Raw genomic sequence first — 15,946 nt, 5'->3', positions numbered from 1 at the left:
GCGCTGTCAGTGGGCGAGCTGGTCCAGGGGCGTTGTCAGTGGTGGCGCGTAGTGTTCTGGGCAGTGGGGACGGCAGCCGGGTCCGGTGGGCCGGTCGGTCGGCCGTGTCGTGCCCGGGAGTGGCGAGAAAGCGCATGCGGGGGAGCCATGAGCACGACGACCACGACGCACGTCGCCGATACGGCGATCGTCCTGACCGAAGCAGAGCTGGATCCGTACGTCACGCACGCGTCGACGCGACGCTGGCTGACCGGACCCGGACTGCCCGGCGACAGCGGTGTGCTGACCTTCGCCGAGCTCGGCCGCGACGGGCTGCGGACGGTCGCGGACTCGACGGGCGACCCCGGTGACCGACTGGCGGACGGGCTCAGGGACCAGCTGGTGATAGGCGGACTGCTCGGCCCCGGCGGCCTGGAGACGGAGTCCGTCCTGCTCGACGGCACCACGGGCGAGATCTCCACGACACACTTCCTGCACGACCGCCCCGACCTGATGGACCGCCGCCCCCTGGCGCCCTCCCTGCGCACGCTGGTGCGCTTCGCGGAGGTCACGGACGAACTGGCGGGCCTGCGCGGCCAGTTCGCCTCCTACGTCGGCCGGTACGGCCCCAAGGCGGTGGCGGAGGCGACCCGGCATCTGCTGGCGGTGTTCGAGGAGGGCACGGACGGTGAGCCGGCGCCGTTCTGGAAGATGGCCGCGCTGATCCGGCCGCTGGCGCTGGTCGCCGGGCGGGCCGGGGCGTCGGGGCTCGCCCTGGACCTGCCGTCACGTCTGCTGGACGAGGAGTTCGGCCGGCGCCAGGTGGTGCGCTTCGAGGACGTCGACTTCCCCGGCACGCTCACGCACGAGCCGACCCGCCGCTTCCTGCGCGAAGTGGGCCTGCCCGAGGACGGCTTCCTGTTCTCCCTCGACCCGGACGTCTCACTGCCGACGCTCGCCGAGTACTACGCCGACGTCGACCCCACGGCCGAACTCCCCGCCCGCGCCGACCACTTGATCCGCCTCGGTCATCTCGTCGACGACAACAGCCTCGTCGTCGACGGGGAGTCGGGGGCGGTGCTGAACTGGAGCGAGTCCGAGGCGCGGCTGTTCCCGCTGAACACGGACGTCTCGACCCTCGCCTTCACGCTCTGGCTGCTGCACCGCGAGCAGGCGATAGACCGGGAGTCGGGCCACGCGCTGACCAGCGACACCTACGACCAGCTCGCCATGACCATGCTCCAGGTCCTGTCGACGGTCGACCCGACCGGCACCAGGGCGGGCCGGGACGGCCGGCACTACTGGACCGAGGTGTTCCAGGACGAGGCCAGCGGGGTGCTCGAATCGGCGGGCGGGGTGCGCTGAACCCGGCCGGCGGCCGGCGCGGGCAGCGACCCTGTAACACCCAGCAACTCCGTACCACCGACGGCTGACCGGGAGCGGCCGGCCGTCGGCGTCGGGGAAAGGGCCGTAAAGGGCCGTCAGGAGGACTTGACGGTCGCGCGGCGTCGGCGCACGGCCAGGATCAGACCGCCGCCGAGGGCCGCCGCGGCCGCTGCGGCACCGGCGATCAGCGGGGTGCCGTCGGAGCCGGTGCTCGCCAGGTTGCCGTCGACGGAGCCGGTGGTGGAACCGCCTGTCGAGGAGCCGGCCGACGTGGCGCCGGTGCCGCCGGTGGAACCCGTGCCGCCGGTGGACTGGCCCTCGGGGTCGTTGCCGTCGCCGCCCGTGGTGGCGCCGCCGTCCGTCGAGCCGCCGGTGGTGGAACCGCCCGTGGTGGGGCCCTCCTCGTAGTCGGTCGGGATGGCGACGCGGATCGGGGCCTTGTCGTTGGCCGGGTTCTTGTCGAACTCCGGGTGGATGTCGTAGACGGAGGTCGCCTTCACCTCCCCGGTCGTGGTCTTGGCGTCCTCGTCGATCTCCAGCATGAAGGTGAAGGAGACGGACTCGCCGACATCGATGGTGTGGTCGGCGGGCCAGCACACATACGTGGACTTGCCCGGCGTACCACCCGGAGCGGACGGGCCGTCGATGCCGAACGGCGCGCACTCCTTGGGCACTTCACTGGCGACCGTGTCCTTCGGGATCCGCACCATGAGGGCGGGCTGGTCGTCGCTCTCCTGGTTCTGGATCCAGCCGGGACCGTCGTTGCGGAGCTGCACCGTGATCGACTGCCGGTCGCCCGCGAGGGCCTCGGTGTCCTCGCCGACGGCGACGAGGTCGGCGGAGCTGTCGGCGGTCAGGGTCATACGGCGGTAGCTGTCGTCGTAGCCCTCGCCCGGGGCATCGCCGGTGGCCGAGGTGCCGTACTCGACGGCCTCCATCAGCGCGCTGGGCAGCGCCTTGAACCGCACGGGCGTCTCGACGGAGGCGCCGGGCTCGACGACGAGGTCGAGTTCGCACACGGCCTGGCGGACCTGGTCCTGGACGGTGGAGTAGGTGCAGCCCTTCGCCTCCTCGGCGAAGTCGAGGCCACGGGTGAGCCGGACCCGGAAGGTGACGCCGTCCGCGGCCGCTCTGCCGTTGTTGGTGATGACGACGTTCTCGTCGTACACATCGCCCGGCTTGGGAGACGTACTCGGCAGATTCGAGATCACCAGGGCGGGCGCGCCCTCCTCGGCATACGCCGTGGGAGCGGCGACCGCGGGAACGGCCGCGGCGATCGCGGCGGCGGCCACGAAGGCCGCCGAGGTGCGGAGGTGCGAAGGGCGGAGGCGCTGGCGCACGGATGGGTCTCCTCGTCGAAACAGGAAGCACGGCGACCGGAGCTTTGCCGTCCAGTCATGTCCTGGACACCCGGAAGGCGCCGAGGGTTGTGCTCCCGTTTGAGGAGAGACGGAGGAGGGGGTGCGGACAAGGGGAAGAGAGGGAGGCCGTGGCGGGAATCGAACCCGCGTAATTCCCCGCGAGCGGAGCTCGCTGATGGGTGCAGTGCAGGCGAACCCCTGAACCGCTCGGGCACACGGTCGTGTCGGGGGAGTGGGGCTGGAGGCCGTGGCGGGAATCGAACCCGCGTAATTCCCCGCGAGCGGAGCTCGCTGATGGGTGCAGTGCAGGCGAACCCCTGAACCGCTCGGGCACATGGTCGTGTCGGGGGAGTGGGGCTGGAGGCCGTGGCGGGAATCGAACCCGCGTAATTCGCTTTGCAGGCGAACCCCTGAACCACTCGGGCACACGGCCGTGTCGGGGGAGCGGTGCTCCGTTCCGAACTCGGTGAATCGACCGTACGGTCCGGCTCGGGAGCGGTTCAAGGAAACCGGGCGCGCTGCAACGCGACTGCCACACCGCGTTCATGAAGCTCCGGGAGCCGGTGACGACGGTGGCGTTGGAGGCCGTGGCGGGAATGGAACCCGCGTAATTCCCCGCGAGCGGAGCTCGCTGATGGATGCAGCGCAGGCGAACCCCTGAACCACTCGGGCACACGGCCGCACCGACGGAGCGTGAGGATCCGTTCCGGCTTCGGTGATCGGTCGTGCGGTTGGCTCGGGGAGGGCTCGCGAGGGCCGTGGCTGCTGCCGCGGACTGCCGCACCCGTTCATGAACCCCGCGGTCGTAAGACCAAGGTCCCATCGCTGAGCCGTCTCCCGACAGGGGCCAAAGCAGGTTGTGGCCCTTACGCTGACGACCATGACTGCCCTCGAGCCGCGCGACGCCGACCTCGCGAAGACATCCGATGTGCCCTCCGTGCCCGAGCCGGAGGAGAGTGTGCTGAGCAGGTCCTACCGGGCGCTCAGCATCGGGATGGTCTCCGTGGTGCTGCTCATCGCCTTCGAGGCCACCGCCGTCGGGACGGCGATGCCGGTCGCGGCGCGCGAGCTGGACGGGGTGTCGCTGTACGCGTTCGCGTTCTCGGGGTACTTCACCACGAGCCTGTTCGGAATGGTGCTCGCCGGGCAGTGGTCGGACCGGCGCGGACCGCTCGGCGCACTGACGGCCGGCATCGCCTCCTTCGGCGCCGGGCTGCTGCTGGCCGGGACCGCCGGGGTGATGTGGCTGTTCATTCTCGGGCGGGCCGTGCAGGGGCTCGGCGGGGGACTGGTCATCGTCGCGCTGTACGTCGTCGTCGGGCGGGCCTACCCCGAGCGGCTGCGCCCGGCGATCATGGCGGCGTTCGCGGCGAGCTGGGTCGTGCCGTCGATCGTGGGGCCGCTGGCCTCCGGGGCCGTGACCGAGCATCTGGGCTGGCGCTGGGTGTTCATCGGGATCCCGGTCCTCGTCGTCTTTCCGCTCGCGCTCGCGCTGCCGCAGATACGGCGCCGGGCGAGCGGACCGGTCGACGACTCGGCCGGGAGCGCGTCCTTCGACCGGCGGCGGATCCGGCTCGCCCTCGGCATCTCCCTCGGCGCGGGGCTCCTGCAGTACGCCGCCCAGGATCTGCGCTGGCTCTCCCTCGTCCCCGGCGCGGTCGGAGCCGCGCTGCTCGTGCCGGCCGTACTCGGTCTGCTCCCGCACGGCACCTACCGGGCGGCGCGCGGGCTGCCGTCGGTGGTGCTGTTGCGCGGGGTCGCGGCGGGGTCGTTCATCGCGGCCGAGTCCTTCGTGCCGCTGATGCTGGTCACCCAGCGGGGGTTGTCGCCGACCCTCGCCGGGTTCTCGCTCGCGGCGGGCGGGGTGACGTGGGCGGTGGGGTCGTGGGTGCAGTCGCGGCCGCGCGTGGAGCCGTACCGGGAACGGCTCATGACGGTGGGGATGGTGCTGGTGGCCGCGTCCATCGCCGCCGCGCCCGCCGTGCTGATCGAATCCGTGCCGGCCTGGACGCTGGCCGTGGCATGGGCGTTCGGCTGCTTCGGGATGGGGCTGGTGATCGCCTCCAGCAGCGTGCTGCTGCTCCAGCTCTCCGCACCCGAGGAGGCGGGTACCAACTCGGCCGCTCTGCAGATCTCCGACGCGCTGTCCAACGTGGTCCTGCTGGCGGCGGGTGGCGCGGCGTTCGCGGCTCTGGGCGGCGGCTCGGTGAGCCATGCGGCGACGACGGCGTCCGGGTCGCATCCGGGCGCGTTCGCCGCGGTGTTCCTGCCGATGGCGGGGGTGGCGTTGGTGGGGGCCTGGGTGACCACGCGGTTGCGTGACGAACCCCGGTGACACCCAGGGCCATGGCCCCCGGTGACACCCAGGGCCATGGCCCGGTGGCCGAGTGTCGCGCGCCGAGTGTGACCTCGATCCCACCCACGGGCGACCCTGCCCGGTCGACGCCTTGACCCCACCACGCCGCCGGTAGGGTGGCCCGGTTGTCATACCCAGCCGAGCCGTCCGCCAGTCACCCACCACCGCCCCACTCGACACGCTGCGACCCCTCCGGAGACCGTGACTACCACCGCCGCCTCCTCCTCCTCCCACCACCTTTCCCCCGCGTTCCCCGGCCGCGCCCCCTGGGGCACGGCCAGCAAGCTGCGTGCCTGGCAGCAGGGCGCGATGGAGAAGTACATCCAGGAGCAGCCGCGTGACTTCCTCGCGGTCGCGACGCCCGGCGCCGGCAAGACGACCTTCGCGCTCACCCTCGCCTCCTGGCTGCTGCACCACCATGTCGTGCAGCAGATCACCGTGGTCGCGCCGACCGAGCATCTGAAGAAGCAGTGGGCGGAGGCCGCCGCGCGCATAGGCATCAAGCTCGACCCGGAGTACAGCGCCGGCCCGCTCGGCAAGGACTACCAGGGCGTCGCCGTGACCTACGCCGGTGTCGGCGTACGGCCCATGCTGCACCGCAACCGCGTCGAGCAGCGCAAGACCCTCGTCATCCTCGACGAGATCCACCACGCCGGCGACAGCAAGTCCTGGGGCGAGGCCTGCCTCGAAGCCTTCGAGCCCGCCACGCGCCGACTCGCCCTCACCGGTACGCCGTTCCGGTCCGACACCAACCCCATCCCCTTCGTGACGTACGAGGAGGGGAACGACGGGATCCGGCGATCAGCCGCTGACTACACGTACGGATACGGCAACGCGCTCGCCGACCATGTCGTCCGCCCGGTCATTTTCCTGAGTTACAGCGGCAACATGCGCTGGCGCACCAAGGCGGGCGACGAGATCGCCGCCCGGCTCGGCGAGCCCATGACCAAGGACGCGGTCAGCCAGGCCTGGCGTACCGCCCTCGACCCGCGCGGCGAGTGGATGCCGAGCGTGCTGCGCGCCGCCGACCAGCGGCTGACCGAGGTCAGGAAGGGCATCCCGGACGCCGGCGCCCTCGTCATCGCCTCCGACCAGGACTCCGCGCGCGCCTACGCCAAACTCATTCGCGAGATCACCGGCAACAAGGCGACGCTCGTCCTCTCCGACGACGCCGGCGCGTCCCAGCGGATCGACGACTTCAGCGGCGGCAACGACCGTTGGATGGTCGCGGTGAGGATGGTGTCGGAGGGCGTCGACGTGCCCCGGCTGGCGGTGGGGGTGTACGCCACCACCATCTCCACGCCCCTCTTCTTCGCCCAGGCCGTCGGTCGTTTCGTACGGTCCCGGCGGCGCGGCGAGACCGCGTCCGTGTTCCTGCCGACGGTGCCGGACCTGCTCACCTTCGCCAACGAGATGGAGGTCGAGCGCGACCACGCCCTCGACAAGCCGAAGAAGGAGGGCGAGGAGGACCCCTACGCCGAGTCCGAGAAGGAGATGGAGGAGGCGAACAAGGAGCAGGACGAGGACACCGGCGAGCAGGAGCAGTTCTCCTTCGAGGCGCTGGAGTCCGAGGCCGTCTTCGACCGGGTGCTGTACGACGGTGCCGAGTTCGGGATGCAGGCCCATCCCGGCAGCGAGGAGGAGCAGGACTACCTCGGGATCCCGGGGCTGCTGGAGCCCGATCAGGTCCAGCTCCTGCTCCAGAAGCGGCAGGCGCGGCAGATCGCGCACAGCCGTAAGAAGCCGGACGCCGAGGCGGATCTGCTGGAGCTGCCCGCCGAGCGGCGGCCCGTCGTCTCGCACAAGGAGATGATGGAGCTGCGGAAGCAGCTCAACACGATGGTCGGCGCGTATGTGCATCAGAGCGGGAAGCCGCACGGGGTGATCCATACGGAGCTGCGACGGGTCTGTGGGGGGCCGCCGAGTGCGGAGGCGACGGCCGGGCAGCTTCGGCAGCGGATCGCAAAGGTGCAGGAGTGGGCCACGCGGATGAAGTGACGCCGGTCGTGGTCGGGTGCGGGCCGGTGGGGGCTGGTCGCGCCCACGCGGCGGAGCCGCATATCGAAACAGCCCCGCGCCCCTGGAGGCGCTTCGCGCCTCCTCAGGGCGCTGTGCGCGCCGTACGTATCAGGGCAAACGGGCGTGGTCCGTACCGGCCAATGCCCGGATTCTGGACGGAGCCTTCCGCTCAGCGAACCGGCTTCGCTAATGTCCGCCTACGCACACGCCCCGTGGCAGCGCCGCCGCGGAGCGCAGCCGTGAAGCGACGCGGTCCGGAATGCCGGACCGCAGACCGATCGGCGGCCTCTGAAGCGCGTCACTGACGGGACTCGGTGACGCATCCGCCGCGAGGGGGCTGCCGACCTCACCACTAAGGAGTGGGCGTCGTGACCGCGGAGACCTCTCAGACGCTCGACCGGGGACTGCGTGTCCTCAAACTGCTGGCCGATACGGACCACGGGCTGACCGTCACCGAGCTATCCAACAAACTGGGCGTCAACCGGACCGTTGTGTACCGGCTGCTCGCCACGCTGGAACAACACGCCCTCGTACGCCGTGACCTGGGCGGCCGCGCCCGGGTCGGGCTCGGGGTGCTGCGACTGGGCCGACAGGTGCATCCCCTGGTACGCGAGGCCGCGCTGCCCGCGCTGCGCTCGCTCGCCGAGGACATCGGGGCGACGGCCCATCTGACGCTGGTCGACGGCACGGAGGCACTCGCCGTCGCCGTGGTCGAGCCGACCTGGACCGACTACCACGTGGCCTACCGGGCCGGCTTCCGGCATCCGCTGGACCGCGGTGCCGCGGGCCGGGCCATACTCTCCGCCCGGCAGCAGCCGATGGAGGAGCCCGGTTACACCCTGACCCACGGCGAGCTGGAGGCGGGAGCGAGCGGGGCGGCCGCCCCGCTGCTCGGAGTGACCGGGGTCGAGGGCAGCGTGGGTGTGGTGATGCTGGCCGACTCGGTGCCGGAGCGGGTGGGACCGCGTGTCATGGACGCCGCCAAGGAGGTGGCCGAGGCCCTGCGCTGAGGGCCGCGGGGCGATCGAGGTCCGTGCCGGAGGGTGGCCGGGCCATGCGCACGGTGGTGCGTATGCGCTCTAGGCAGGGCTCGTGCCACCTCCGACACTTGATCCATGACCTCACTCAGCATCCGCACGGTTCACGACGTCGCCGGGTTCGCCGCGGTCGCCGACCACTTCAGCGACGTATGGCACACGCCCCGCACCGCCCCGCCCTTACTGCCCGAGACGCTGCACAGCATCGCGCACGCGGGCGGGGCCGTGCATGCCGCCTACGACGGGGAACGGCTCGCCGGAGCCTGTGTGGCCGTGTTCGGGCCGCCGCTGTCGAGAGAGGTGTACTCCGTGCTGGCCGCCGCCGAGCGCGGGCTCGGGGTGCCTCTCAAGGAGGCGCAGCGCGCATGGGCGGTGGAGCTGGGCGCGCGCACCATGCGGTGGACCTTCGATCCGCTGGTCGGACGCAACGCGCGGTTCAACTTCGTCAAGCTGGGCGCCGCGGGCACCGAGTACCTCGTCGACTTCTACGGCCCCATGGCGGACGGTGTGAACGACGGCGACGAGACCGACCGGCTGGCGGTGACCTGGGACCTGATCGACCCGGCGCCGGACGAGGGCGCCGCCGGACCGGGTGTCCGAGAAGCGGCGCCCACCACCCACGCGGCGCCCGACGGCGGCCCGCTCGCCCGCCGCGACCTGTCCGACCGGTACGTCTGGTGCCGGGTGCCGGACGACATAGTGGCGCTGCGGGCGGCCGATCCCCAGCTGGCGCTGCGCTGGCGGCGGGCCGTACGGGACGTCTTCACGAAGGCGTTCGCGGACGGTTTCCTCGCGACGGGTATGTCTCGGGACGGCTGGTACACGCTCACCCGCCGGGAGGCCGCTTCGTGAAACTCGAACGCGTCGAGATCGTCCATGTGGCGATCCCGCTGGTCAGCCCCTTCCGTACGTCGTTCGGCACCATGACGACCAAGGACACCTTTCTGCTGCACGTCGTCACCGATGCCGCCGAGGGCTGGTCGGAGTTCGCGGCCGACCCGGAGCCGGGGTACTGCTCGGAGTTCGTGGCCGGCGCGGAGATCGTGCTGCGCGACTTCCTGCTGCCGCGCGTCGCCGCGCTCCCCGTGCTCGACACGGCCCACCTCGCGCCCGCGACGGCCGGCGTCAAGGGGCACGAGCTGGCGAAGGCCGCGCTGGAGACGGCCGTGCTTGACGCGGAGCTGCGGTCGTACGGGATGCCGCTGGCCACGTATCTCGGGGCGGTGCGGGAGCGGGTGCCGGCCGGGGTGTCGGTCGGGATCCAGCGGACGATCGCCGAGCTGCTCGACGCCGTCGAGGGCTATCTCGCCGAGGGATATGTGCGGATCAAGCTGAAGATCGAGCCCGGGTGGGACCTCGAACCCGTACGGGCCGTGCGTGAGCGCTTCGGCCGGGACCTGCCGCTCCAGGTCGACGCCAACACGGCCTACACGCTCGCGGACGCCGAGCATCTGCGGCGCCTCGACGAGTACGGGCTGCTGCTGATCGAGGAGCCGCTGGAGGAGAACAACCTGCACGCCCACGCCCTGCTCCAGCAGCGCATCACGACGCCCGTCTGCCTGGACGAGTCCCTGCACAACGCCCGCGACACCGCGTCCGCCATCGCGCTGGACGCCTGCCGGGTGGTCAACGTCAAGCCCGCCCGGGTCGGTGGATACCTGGAGGCGCGGCGGGTGCATGACGTGGCGCACGCGCACGGGGTGCCGGTGTGGTGCGGCGGCATGCTGGAGACGGGGATCGGCCGCGCCGCCAACCTGGCGCTGGCGGCCCTGCCCGGCTTCACCCTCCCCGGCGACACCTCGGCGTCCAGCCGCTACTTCGCCGAGGACATCACGGAGCCGTTCGTGCTGGTGGACGGCCATCTGCCGGTGCCGCGGACGCCGGGCATCGGGGTGCAGCCGCTGCCGGAGGTCCTGCGGCGCTTCACCGGGGAGCGGCGAGACCTGTACGTGACCTGACGAGCCCTGGTCCGTGACCTCGGTGGGGCAGCCTGGGCAGCTCCGACCTGCGCCTGGCCGGAACCCGCCGTCACGTTAGATTGATCCCGTGTTCTCTCGTCTCACGCGCCCCCGGGCCGTCGCCCTCTGCGCTCTCCCGGTCGTGGCCCTGCTCGCCACGGCGGCCTTCGCGCCACTGCCGTTCTCGCTGACGCAGCCCGGTCTGACGGCGGACGTGCTGGGTGAGAACAGGGGCGAGCAGGTCATCACGATCTCCGGTGCGCCGACCCGGGACACGACCGGCCAGCTGCGGATGACGACGATCGAGGCGACCTCGCCCGACACGGATGTGTCGCTCGGCGACGTGGTCGACGCGTGGTTCCGCACGGACAAGGCGGTCATGCCGCGCGACTCGGTCTATCCGAGCGGGCGCAGCACTCGGGAGATCGAGCAGTTCAACACCGAGCAGATGCGGGAGTCGCAGGACGACGCGACCGCGGCCGCGCTGAACTACCTCGACCTGAACGACAAGGACATCCAGGTCACCCTGAGGCTCGCGGACGTCGGCGGCCCCAGCGCCGGTCTCCTCTTCTCCCTCGGCATCGTCGACAAGCTGAACGGCGACGGCACCGGTGGCGACCTCACCGGCGGCCGCACCATCGCCGGCACCGGCACGATCGACCCCGCCGGCAAGGTGGGCGCGGTCGGCGGCGTCTCCTTGAAGACCCAGGCGGCCAGCCGCGACGGCGCCACGGTCTTCCTGGTCCCCAAGGCGGAATGCGGCGACGCGAAGGCAGAACTGCCGAAGGGCCTGCGCCTGGTACCGGTGACCACACTGAAGGGCGCGGTCAGCGCCCTTCAGTCCCTGGAGTCGGGCAAGGGGTCTGTGCCGAGCTGCTAGTGCGCGAGTGCCGCCGGCCGGGGGGTGGCGCGTGCATGGTGCAGGGCGAGGCGGGTCTCGGGATGCTCCATCGGGCTTCGGCCTCTCAGTCCGTGCTGATGGGGAAGGTGCGGGTCTGGACGCGGATGGTGCTCACGTCGGGGGCGTCGGCGACGTCGGGCCGGTCGCGGTAGCTGTCGATCAACTCATGCAGCTTGCCGGTGAGTTCGTCCGCGAGCTCCGGGGTCAGCCGGAGCGTCATGCTGCTCACGTCCGCGCTGCGGTTCCACGCCTCCGACCATTCCTCACGGGTGCCGAGCCACGTCGACAGCTCGCGCGTCTGTGTCGTCGCGACCTCGTGCAGGTAGAGGTCGGCCGCGCCGCGCACATCGGGGTTGGGGTCGCGCAGGAGGGCGTCGTCGAATCGCAGCCCCTGCACCGCCGCCTTCCACCACCGCTCCCGGCCCTTGCCCCGCTCGGGTTCGTCCTCCACGAAACCGTGAGCCGCGAGCTGGCGCAGGTGATAGCTGGTGGCCCCGCTGGACTCGCCCAGTTTCTCGGCGAGTTGGGACGCGGTAGCCGGTCCGCCGAAGCGCAGGGCGTCGAGCAGCTGCATGCGCAGGGGATGGGCGAGTCCGCGCAGGGAGCGGGCGTCGAGGTCGTGAACCTTGTCAGGGCGGGACTCCGTCATGCTTACAAAGGTATCTTTGCAAAGGATTCTTTGTATTCCCTGCCCCCTTCACGAACCCCCTCCTACTTCACGAACCCCTCCTCCTTCATCCAGTCCAGTGCCACCTGGTGCGGATCCTCTCCGTCCACGTCCACCTTCGCGTTGAGGTCCTGGGCTACGGAGTTGTTCAGTTTCTTGGTGATCGGGTCGAGGACCTCGGGGATGGCCGGCCATTTCTTGAGGGTCTTGGTGTTGATCACCGGAGCGGCGTTGTAGTTGGGGAAGAAGTGCTTGTTGTCGTCCATGACCACGAGGTTCATGGACTTGATGCGGCCGTCCGTCGTGAAGACCTCGCCGTAGGTGCACGTCCCCTTCGCGACCTGGGTGTAGATGATGCCGGTGTCCATCTGGGTGATGTTGCCCGTCGGCACGTTCATGCCGTACGCCTTCTGCATGCCCGGCAGGCCGTCCGCCCGGTTGGCGAACTCGACCTCCACGCAGAGCGTCACCGCGGAAGGGTCGGATTTCGACAGCGCGGCGACCTCGGAGAGATCGTTCGTGCCGTACTTCTTGTGGTTCGCCTGGTTCATGGCCAGCGCGTAGGTGTTGTCAAGGGCGGACGGCGGCAGCCAGGTCAGCCCGTTCCCGGCGTCCTCCTTGCGCACCGCCTCCCACTGTTCCTGCGGATCGGTGATGGGATCGCTGTGGCCGAGATAGGTGATCCAGGCCGTGCCCGTGTACTCGTACCCGGCGTCCGCGTCGCCCTTGCGGACCGCCTCCCGGCTGCCGATGGACCCCTGGATGCCGGTCCGGTCGAGCACGTCCGCGCCGGCGGCCTGGAAGGCGATGCCCATGATCGCGCCGAGGATGAGCTGCTCGGTGAACGACTTCGACGTCACCGTCAGCTCGGCGCCCTTCAGCGGCTCGCCCCGGCCGATCGTCCCGGGCCGTACGTCGTCGACCATGGGGGAGCCGCTGGTCAGACCGCACCCGGCCGCCGCCACCAGCAACCCCGCCGTCAGCAGGACCACGGGCCGCCTCACAGGTCCAGCCCCCGCGGCCGCAGCAGCACTTCCGCGAGCGAGGCCAGCCAGTCCACGAGCAGGGCGAGGGCGACCGTGAGGATCGAACCCAGGACCAGCACCGGCATGCGCTGGTTGGTGATGCCGGCGGTGATGAGGACACCCAGGCCGCCGCCTCCGCCGAAGACCGCCAGGGTCGCCGTACCGACGTTGAGGACCAGGGCCGTGCGGACGCCCGCGAGGATCAGCGGGACCGCCAGCGGGAGTTCGACCCGGGACAGGACGCCCAGCGGGGACATGCCGATGCCGCGCGCCGCCTCCAGCATGGTCGGGTCGTTCGCCTGGATACCGGCCATCGTGTTGGACAGCACGGGCAGCACGGCGTACGCGATCATGCCGATCAGGGCTGCCCTGCGGCCGATGCCCAGCCAGATCACCAGCAGGGCGAGCAACCCGATCGCGGGGGTCGCCTGGCCCATGTTGGCGAATGCCATGGCCACGGGGGTGGCTTTCCGGAACGCCCGGCGCGTGAGCAGAATGCCCAGCGGGATCGCGATGATCAGCACGAAGAAGGTGGAGATCGCGGTGAGTTCGATGTGCTCCCACAGGGCCTGGGAGACCTGACCGTTCGACAGCGCGTTCTCGGAGACCGCGTCGAGGTCGGCCTGCTGGAACCACAGCCAGGTCGCCAGCAGCAGCACCACCAGCATCGCGGGCACGATGGTGAGCTTCTGCCAGCTCAGCCGGGCCGGGGCCCGTACGTGCGTGGGGGTGGGCGCCTCCTCGCTCTCCGCCGGGGGAGCTTCCGGTTCCCCGGACACCTCCGGCGCCCGGGACGTCCTGGGGGACTCGGGACCGCTCACGCCTTCATCCCCCCTCCCTCACCCTCCTGCTCGGCGTGCGTGCGCTCCGCCCGCGCCCCCTCCAGCTCGTGCTGGGCCTCCAGCGCCTCCAGCCGGTCGGCCTCAAGCAGCTCGTGCACGGAGTTCATCAGCGTCTCCATGTCGACGACGCCCGTGTACTCACCGCGCCGCCCGGTCACCACGACCCGCCCCGCGTTGTCGGTGAGGACCGCCTCCAGGGCGTCCCGCAGCGTGGCGTCCCGCGTCACCGTGTCGGTGACCAGCGTCCCGGCCCGGGCGAGCGAACCCCGGGCCCGCATCAGATCGCCGCGCCGCAGCCACTTGTAGGGCCGGCCCCGCTTGTCGAGCAGCAGGATCTCGTTGGTGCCGCTGGAGCGGAGCCGGTTGAAGATCTCCTGGAGCGGGTCGTCGACGGTCACCGTCGGATAGTCGGTGATCTCCACATCCCGCACCCGCGACAGGTTCAGCCGCTTCAGCGCCGCCCCGGCGCCCACGAAACCGGAGACGAAGTCGTCCGCCGGGTTGGTGAGGATCGCCTCCGGGGTGTCGAACTGGGCGATGTGCGACTGCTCGCGCAGCACGGCGATCCGGTCACCGAGCTTGATCGCCTCGTCGAAGTCGTGCGTGACGAAGACGATCGTCTTGTGCAGCTCGTGCTGGAGCCTGATCAGCTCGTCCTGGAGGTGGTCACGGGTGATCGGGTCTACCGCGCCGAACGGCTCGTCCATCAGCAGCACCGGCGGATCGGCCGCGAGCGCCCGTGCCACGCCCACCCGTTGCTGCTGACCGCCGGACAGCTGGCGCGGATACCGGCCGCGGAACTCCCCGACGTCCAGTCCGACGAGGTCGAGCAGCTCCTCGACGCGCGAGGTGATCCGCGTCTTCGACCAGCCGATCATCTTCGGCACCAGCGCGATGTTCTGCGCGACCGTCATGTGCGGGAACAGGCCCGCGGACTGGATCGCGTAGCCGACCTTGCGGCGCAGCTTCACCGGGTCGATGTCGGTGACGTCCTCGCCGCCGATGCGGATCCGGCCCCCGGTCGGCTCGATCAACCGGTTGATCATCTTCAGGGTCGTCGACTTCCCGCACCCGGAAGGGCCGACGAAGATGACGACCTCGCCCGCCTTGATCTCCATGTTCACGTCGTCCACGGCCGGCTGCGGACTGCCCGGATACTGCTTGGAGAGGTTCTCCAGTTCGATGGAGGCGCCGTGGTGGCCGTCGTGGCCGTTGTTCTCAGGCACGGATCCCCCTGGGGATGGTCAGCCGCCCGATCAGGACGTACGCGGCGTCGAACAGCAGCGCCAGGATGATGATCCCGACCGTGCCGGCGAGCACCTGGTTCAGCGCGTTCGCGCTGCCCAGCGACGCGAGACCGCGGAAGATGACATTGCCGAGGCCGGGGCCGGAGGCGTACGCCGCGATGGCCGCGATGCCCATCAGCATCTGTGTGGCGACCCGGATGCCGGTCAGGATCGGCGGCCAGGCCAGCGGCAGCTCCACCTTCAGCAGCCGGGTGAGCCGCGACATCCCGATGCCCTTGGCCGCGTCCACCAGGGACGGGTCGACCCCGCGCAGCCCGACGATCGAGTTGCGCACGATCGGCAGCAGCCCGTACAGCGTCAGCGCGATCACCGTGGGCGCCACGCCGAGACCCACGATCGGGATGAGCAGACCGATCATGGCCAGCGACGGAATGGTCAGGATGCCGGAGGTGGTCAGCGTGGCGAGATTGCCGGCCCACTCGCTGCGATAGGTGGCCACACCGATCAGCACCCCGATCACGGTCGCCACCACCATGCACTGCAGGACGGCACTGGCGTGCTGGAGGGCGTCGGCGAACAGCTGCTGGTGGCGGTTGCCCAGGTACTCCCAGAAGCTCACACGCACTCACCCCACCGGGTCGCGGGCTAGTTGTCGCCCCTGTCCTGTGCCGCCTGCTCCACCAGCGGGATGATCCGCAGCGGAACCGGGTTCTCCATCACGATCGCGGTGGAGGCCCGGACGATCCCATCGAAGCCGACAACCCGGTCGATCACACGCTGGAGATCGGCGTTGGAGCGCGCCACGAGCCGGCACATCATGTCCCCGGTCCCGGTGGTGGTGTGCAGCTCCAGCACCTCCGGCACGGTCGCCAAGTGAGCCCGTACGTCCGGCCCTTGCCCTTGGCGGATCTGGAGCGTCGCGAACGCGGTGACCGGATAGCCGAGCGCGGCCGGATCCACCTCGGGGCCGAATCCGCGGATGACTCCGTTCGACTGAAGCCGGTCGAGGCGTGCCTGCACCGTCCCGCGGGCCACTCCCAGCCGCCGGGACATCTCAAGGACCCCGATCCGCGGCTCGCGCGCCAGCAGCACGATGATCCGCCCGTCCAGATGATCGATCGCCACAGCAGCCTCCCTGGTGGGGTGGTCATCCTGTACAGACAGCCCG

The 15,946-nt window shown here is 70.7% G+C and carries 14 protein-coding genes and 4 tRNA genes; 7 read left to right on the top strand and 11 right to left on the bottom strand.

The features are described from left to right. The first annotated feature begins 147 nt into the window (after window positions 1–147). Window positions 148–1,344, top strand: coding sequence for an SUKH-4 family immunity protein (locus tag ACFPQ9_RS27045; protein WP_380858405.1), 1,197 nt, complete (start codon window positions 148–150; stop codon window positions 1,342–1,344). Window positions 1,345–1,460: 116 nt separating this feature from the next. Here the strand turns inward: ACFPQ9_RS27045 and ACFPQ9_RS27040 are convergent, their stop codons facing one another. The 5 genes from ACFPQ9_RS27040 to ACFPQ9_RS27020 form a co-directional block, all read right to left on the bottom strand. Beyond that, entirely contained in the window at window positions 1,461–2,705 is a 1,245-nt protein-coding gene (locus ACFPQ9_RS27040; RefSeq protein WP_380858402.1) for an LPXTG cell wall anchor domain-containing protein, read from the bottom strand. A gap of 144 nt (window positions 2,706–2,849) precedes the next feature. Then, window positions 2,850–2,947 (bottom strand) — tRNA-OTHER (locus ACFPQ9_RS27035). 18 nt (window positions 2,948–2,965) lie between these two features. Further along, a tRNA-OTHER gene (locus tag ACFPQ9_RS27030) sits at window positions 2,966–3,066 on the bottom strand. Window positions 3,067–3,084: 18 nt separating this feature from the next. Beyond that, window positions 3,085–3,159: transfer RNA gene (locus ACFPQ9_RS27025), tRNA-Cys, on the bottom strand. Between the two features lie 146 nt (window positions 3,160–3,305). Next, a tRNA-OTHER gene (locus ACFPQ9_RS27020) sits at window positions 3,306–3,406 on the bottom strand. A gap of 200 nt (window positions 3,407–3,606) precedes the next feature. On the opposite strand from ACFPQ9_RS27020, the gene ACFPQ9_RS27015 reads away from it, so the two are divergent. The 6 genes from ACFPQ9_RS27015 (at window position 3,607) to ACFPQ9_RS26990 (ending at window position 10,976) form a co-directional block, all read left to right on the top strand. Beyond that, complete coding sequence (locus ACFPQ9_RS27015; RefSeq protein ID WP_380858399.1) at window positions 3,607–5,061, top strand: MFS transporter; 1,455 nt, start codon at window positions 3,607–3,609, stop codon at window positions 5,059–5,061. Window positions 5,062–5,283: 222 nt separating this feature from the next. Beyond that, window positions 5,284–7,080, top strand: a complete 1,797-nt coding sequence (locus ACFPQ9_RS27010; RefSeq protein WP_380858396.1) for a DEAD/DEAH box helicase — start codon at window positions 5,284–5,286, stop codon at window positions 7,078–7,080. Window positions 7,081–7,469: 389 nt separating this feature from the next. Then, a complete protein-coding gene (locus ACFPQ9_RS27005; RefSeq protein ID WP_380858393.1) occupies window positions 7,470–8,111 on the top strand; it encodes an IclR family transcriptional regulator in 642 nt (213 codons plus the stop codon). A 105-nt stretch (window positions 8,112–8,216) separates the two neighbouring features. Further along, window positions 8,217–8,990, top strand: a complete 774-nt coding sequence (locus ACFPQ9_RS27000; protein WP_380858390.1) for a chorismate synthase — start codon at window positions 8,217–8,219, stop codon at window positions 8,988–8,990. Further along, the gene (menC, locus tag ACFPQ9_RS26995; protein WP_380858387.1) at window positions 8,987–10,096 is read left to right on the top strand and encodes an o-succinylbenzoate synthase; all 1,110 of its coding nucleotides are present in this window, start codon (window positions 8,987–8,989) and stop codon (window positions 10,094–10,096) included. Before ACFPQ9_RS27000 ends, menC begins: the two co-directional genes overlap by 4 nt. Before the next feature lie 88 nt (window positions 10,097–10,184). After that, entirely contained in the window at window positions 10,185–10,976 is a 792-nt protein-coding gene (locus ACFPQ9_RS26990) for a S16 family serine protease (protein ID WP_380858384.1), read from the top strand. A gap of 85 nt (window positions 10,977–11,061) precedes the next feature. On the opposite strand, the gene ACFPQ9_RS26985 is transcribed toward ACFPQ9_RS26990, so the two are convergent. The 6 genes from ACFPQ9_RS26985 to ACFPQ9_RS26960 all read right to left on the bottom strand — a co-directional run bounded on the left by ACFPQ9_RS26985 (window position 11,062) and on the right by ACFPQ9_RS26960 (window position 15,903). Further along, entirely contained in the window at window positions 11,062–11,646 is a 585-nt protein-coding gene (locus ACFPQ9_RS26985) for an ArsR/SmtB family transcription factor (protein WP_380858381.1), read from the bottom strand. A gap of 62 nt (window positions 11,647–11,708) precedes the next feature. Next, window positions 11,709–12,668 (bottom strand): glycine betaine ABC transporter substrate-binding protein, encoded by a 960-nt coding sequence (locus ACFPQ9_RS26980; protein WP_380858378.1) that lies wholly within the window; start codon window positions 12,666–12,668, stop codon window positions 11,709–11,711. After that, complete coding sequence (locus ACFPQ9_RS26975) at window positions 12,665–13,510, bottom strand: ABC transporter permease (protein ID WP_380858375.1); 846 nt, start codon at window positions 13,508–13,510, stop codon at window positions 12,665–12,667. The genes ACFPQ9_RS26980 and ACFPQ9_RS26975 overlap by 4 nt, the downstream gene beginning before the upstream one ends. After that, window positions 13,507–14,757 carry a betaine/proline/choline family ABC transporter ATP-binding protein gene (locus ACFPQ9_RS26970; RefSeq protein WP_380858372.1) on the bottom strand — a complete coding sequence of 417 codons (1,251 nt, stop codon included), beginning with the start codon at window positions 14,755–14,757 and terminating at the stop codon, window positions 13,507–13,509. The genes ACFPQ9_RS26975 and ACFPQ9_RS26970 overlap by 4 nt, the downstream gene beginning before the upstream one ends. Further along, window positions 14,750–15,397, bottom strand: a complete 648-nt coding sequence (locus tag ACFPQ9_RS26965) for an ABC transporter permease (RefSeq protein ID WP_380858369.1) — start codon at window positions 15,395–15,397, stop codon at window positions 14,750–14,752. Before ACFPQ9_RS26965 ends, ACFPQ9_RS26970 begins: the two co-directional genes overlap by 8 nt. A 26-nt stretch (window positions 15,398–15,423) precedes the next feature. After that, window positions 15,424–15,903, bottom strand: coding sequence for an Lrp/AsnC family transcriptional regulator (locus ACFPQ9_RS26960; RefSeq protein WP_380858366.1), 480 nt, complete (start codon window positions 15,901–15,903; stop codon window positions 15,424–15,426). Window positions 15,904–15,946 lie beyond the last annotated feature (43 nt).

This window comes from Streptomyces coerulescens (genome assembly GCF_042657965.1).
GTDB lineage: Bacteria > Actinomycetota > Actinomycetes > Streptomycetales > Streptomycetaceae > Streptomyces > Streptomyces coerulescens.
Note: the sequence above shows the minus strand (reverse complement) of the source record. Positions and strands in the feature narration are given on the sequence as shown.

Coding starts and splice junctions, on each gene's coding strand:
- ACFPQ9_RS27045 (WP_380858405.1), top strand. CDS start 148: ATGAGCACGACGACCACGACGCACGTCGCCGATACGGCGATCGTCCTG.
- ACFPQ9_RS26985 (WP_380858381.1), bottom strand. CDS start 11,646: ATGACGGAGTCCCGCCCTGACAAGGTTCACGACCTCGACGCCCGCTCC.
- ACFPQ9_RS27000 (WP_380858390.1), top strand. CDS start 8,217: ATGACCTCACTCAGCATCCGCACGGTTCACGACGTCGCCGGGTTCGCC.
- ACFPQ9_RS27015 (WP_380858399.1), top strand. CDS start 3,607: ATGACTGCCCTCGAGCCGCGCGACGCCGACCTCGCGAAGACATCCGAT.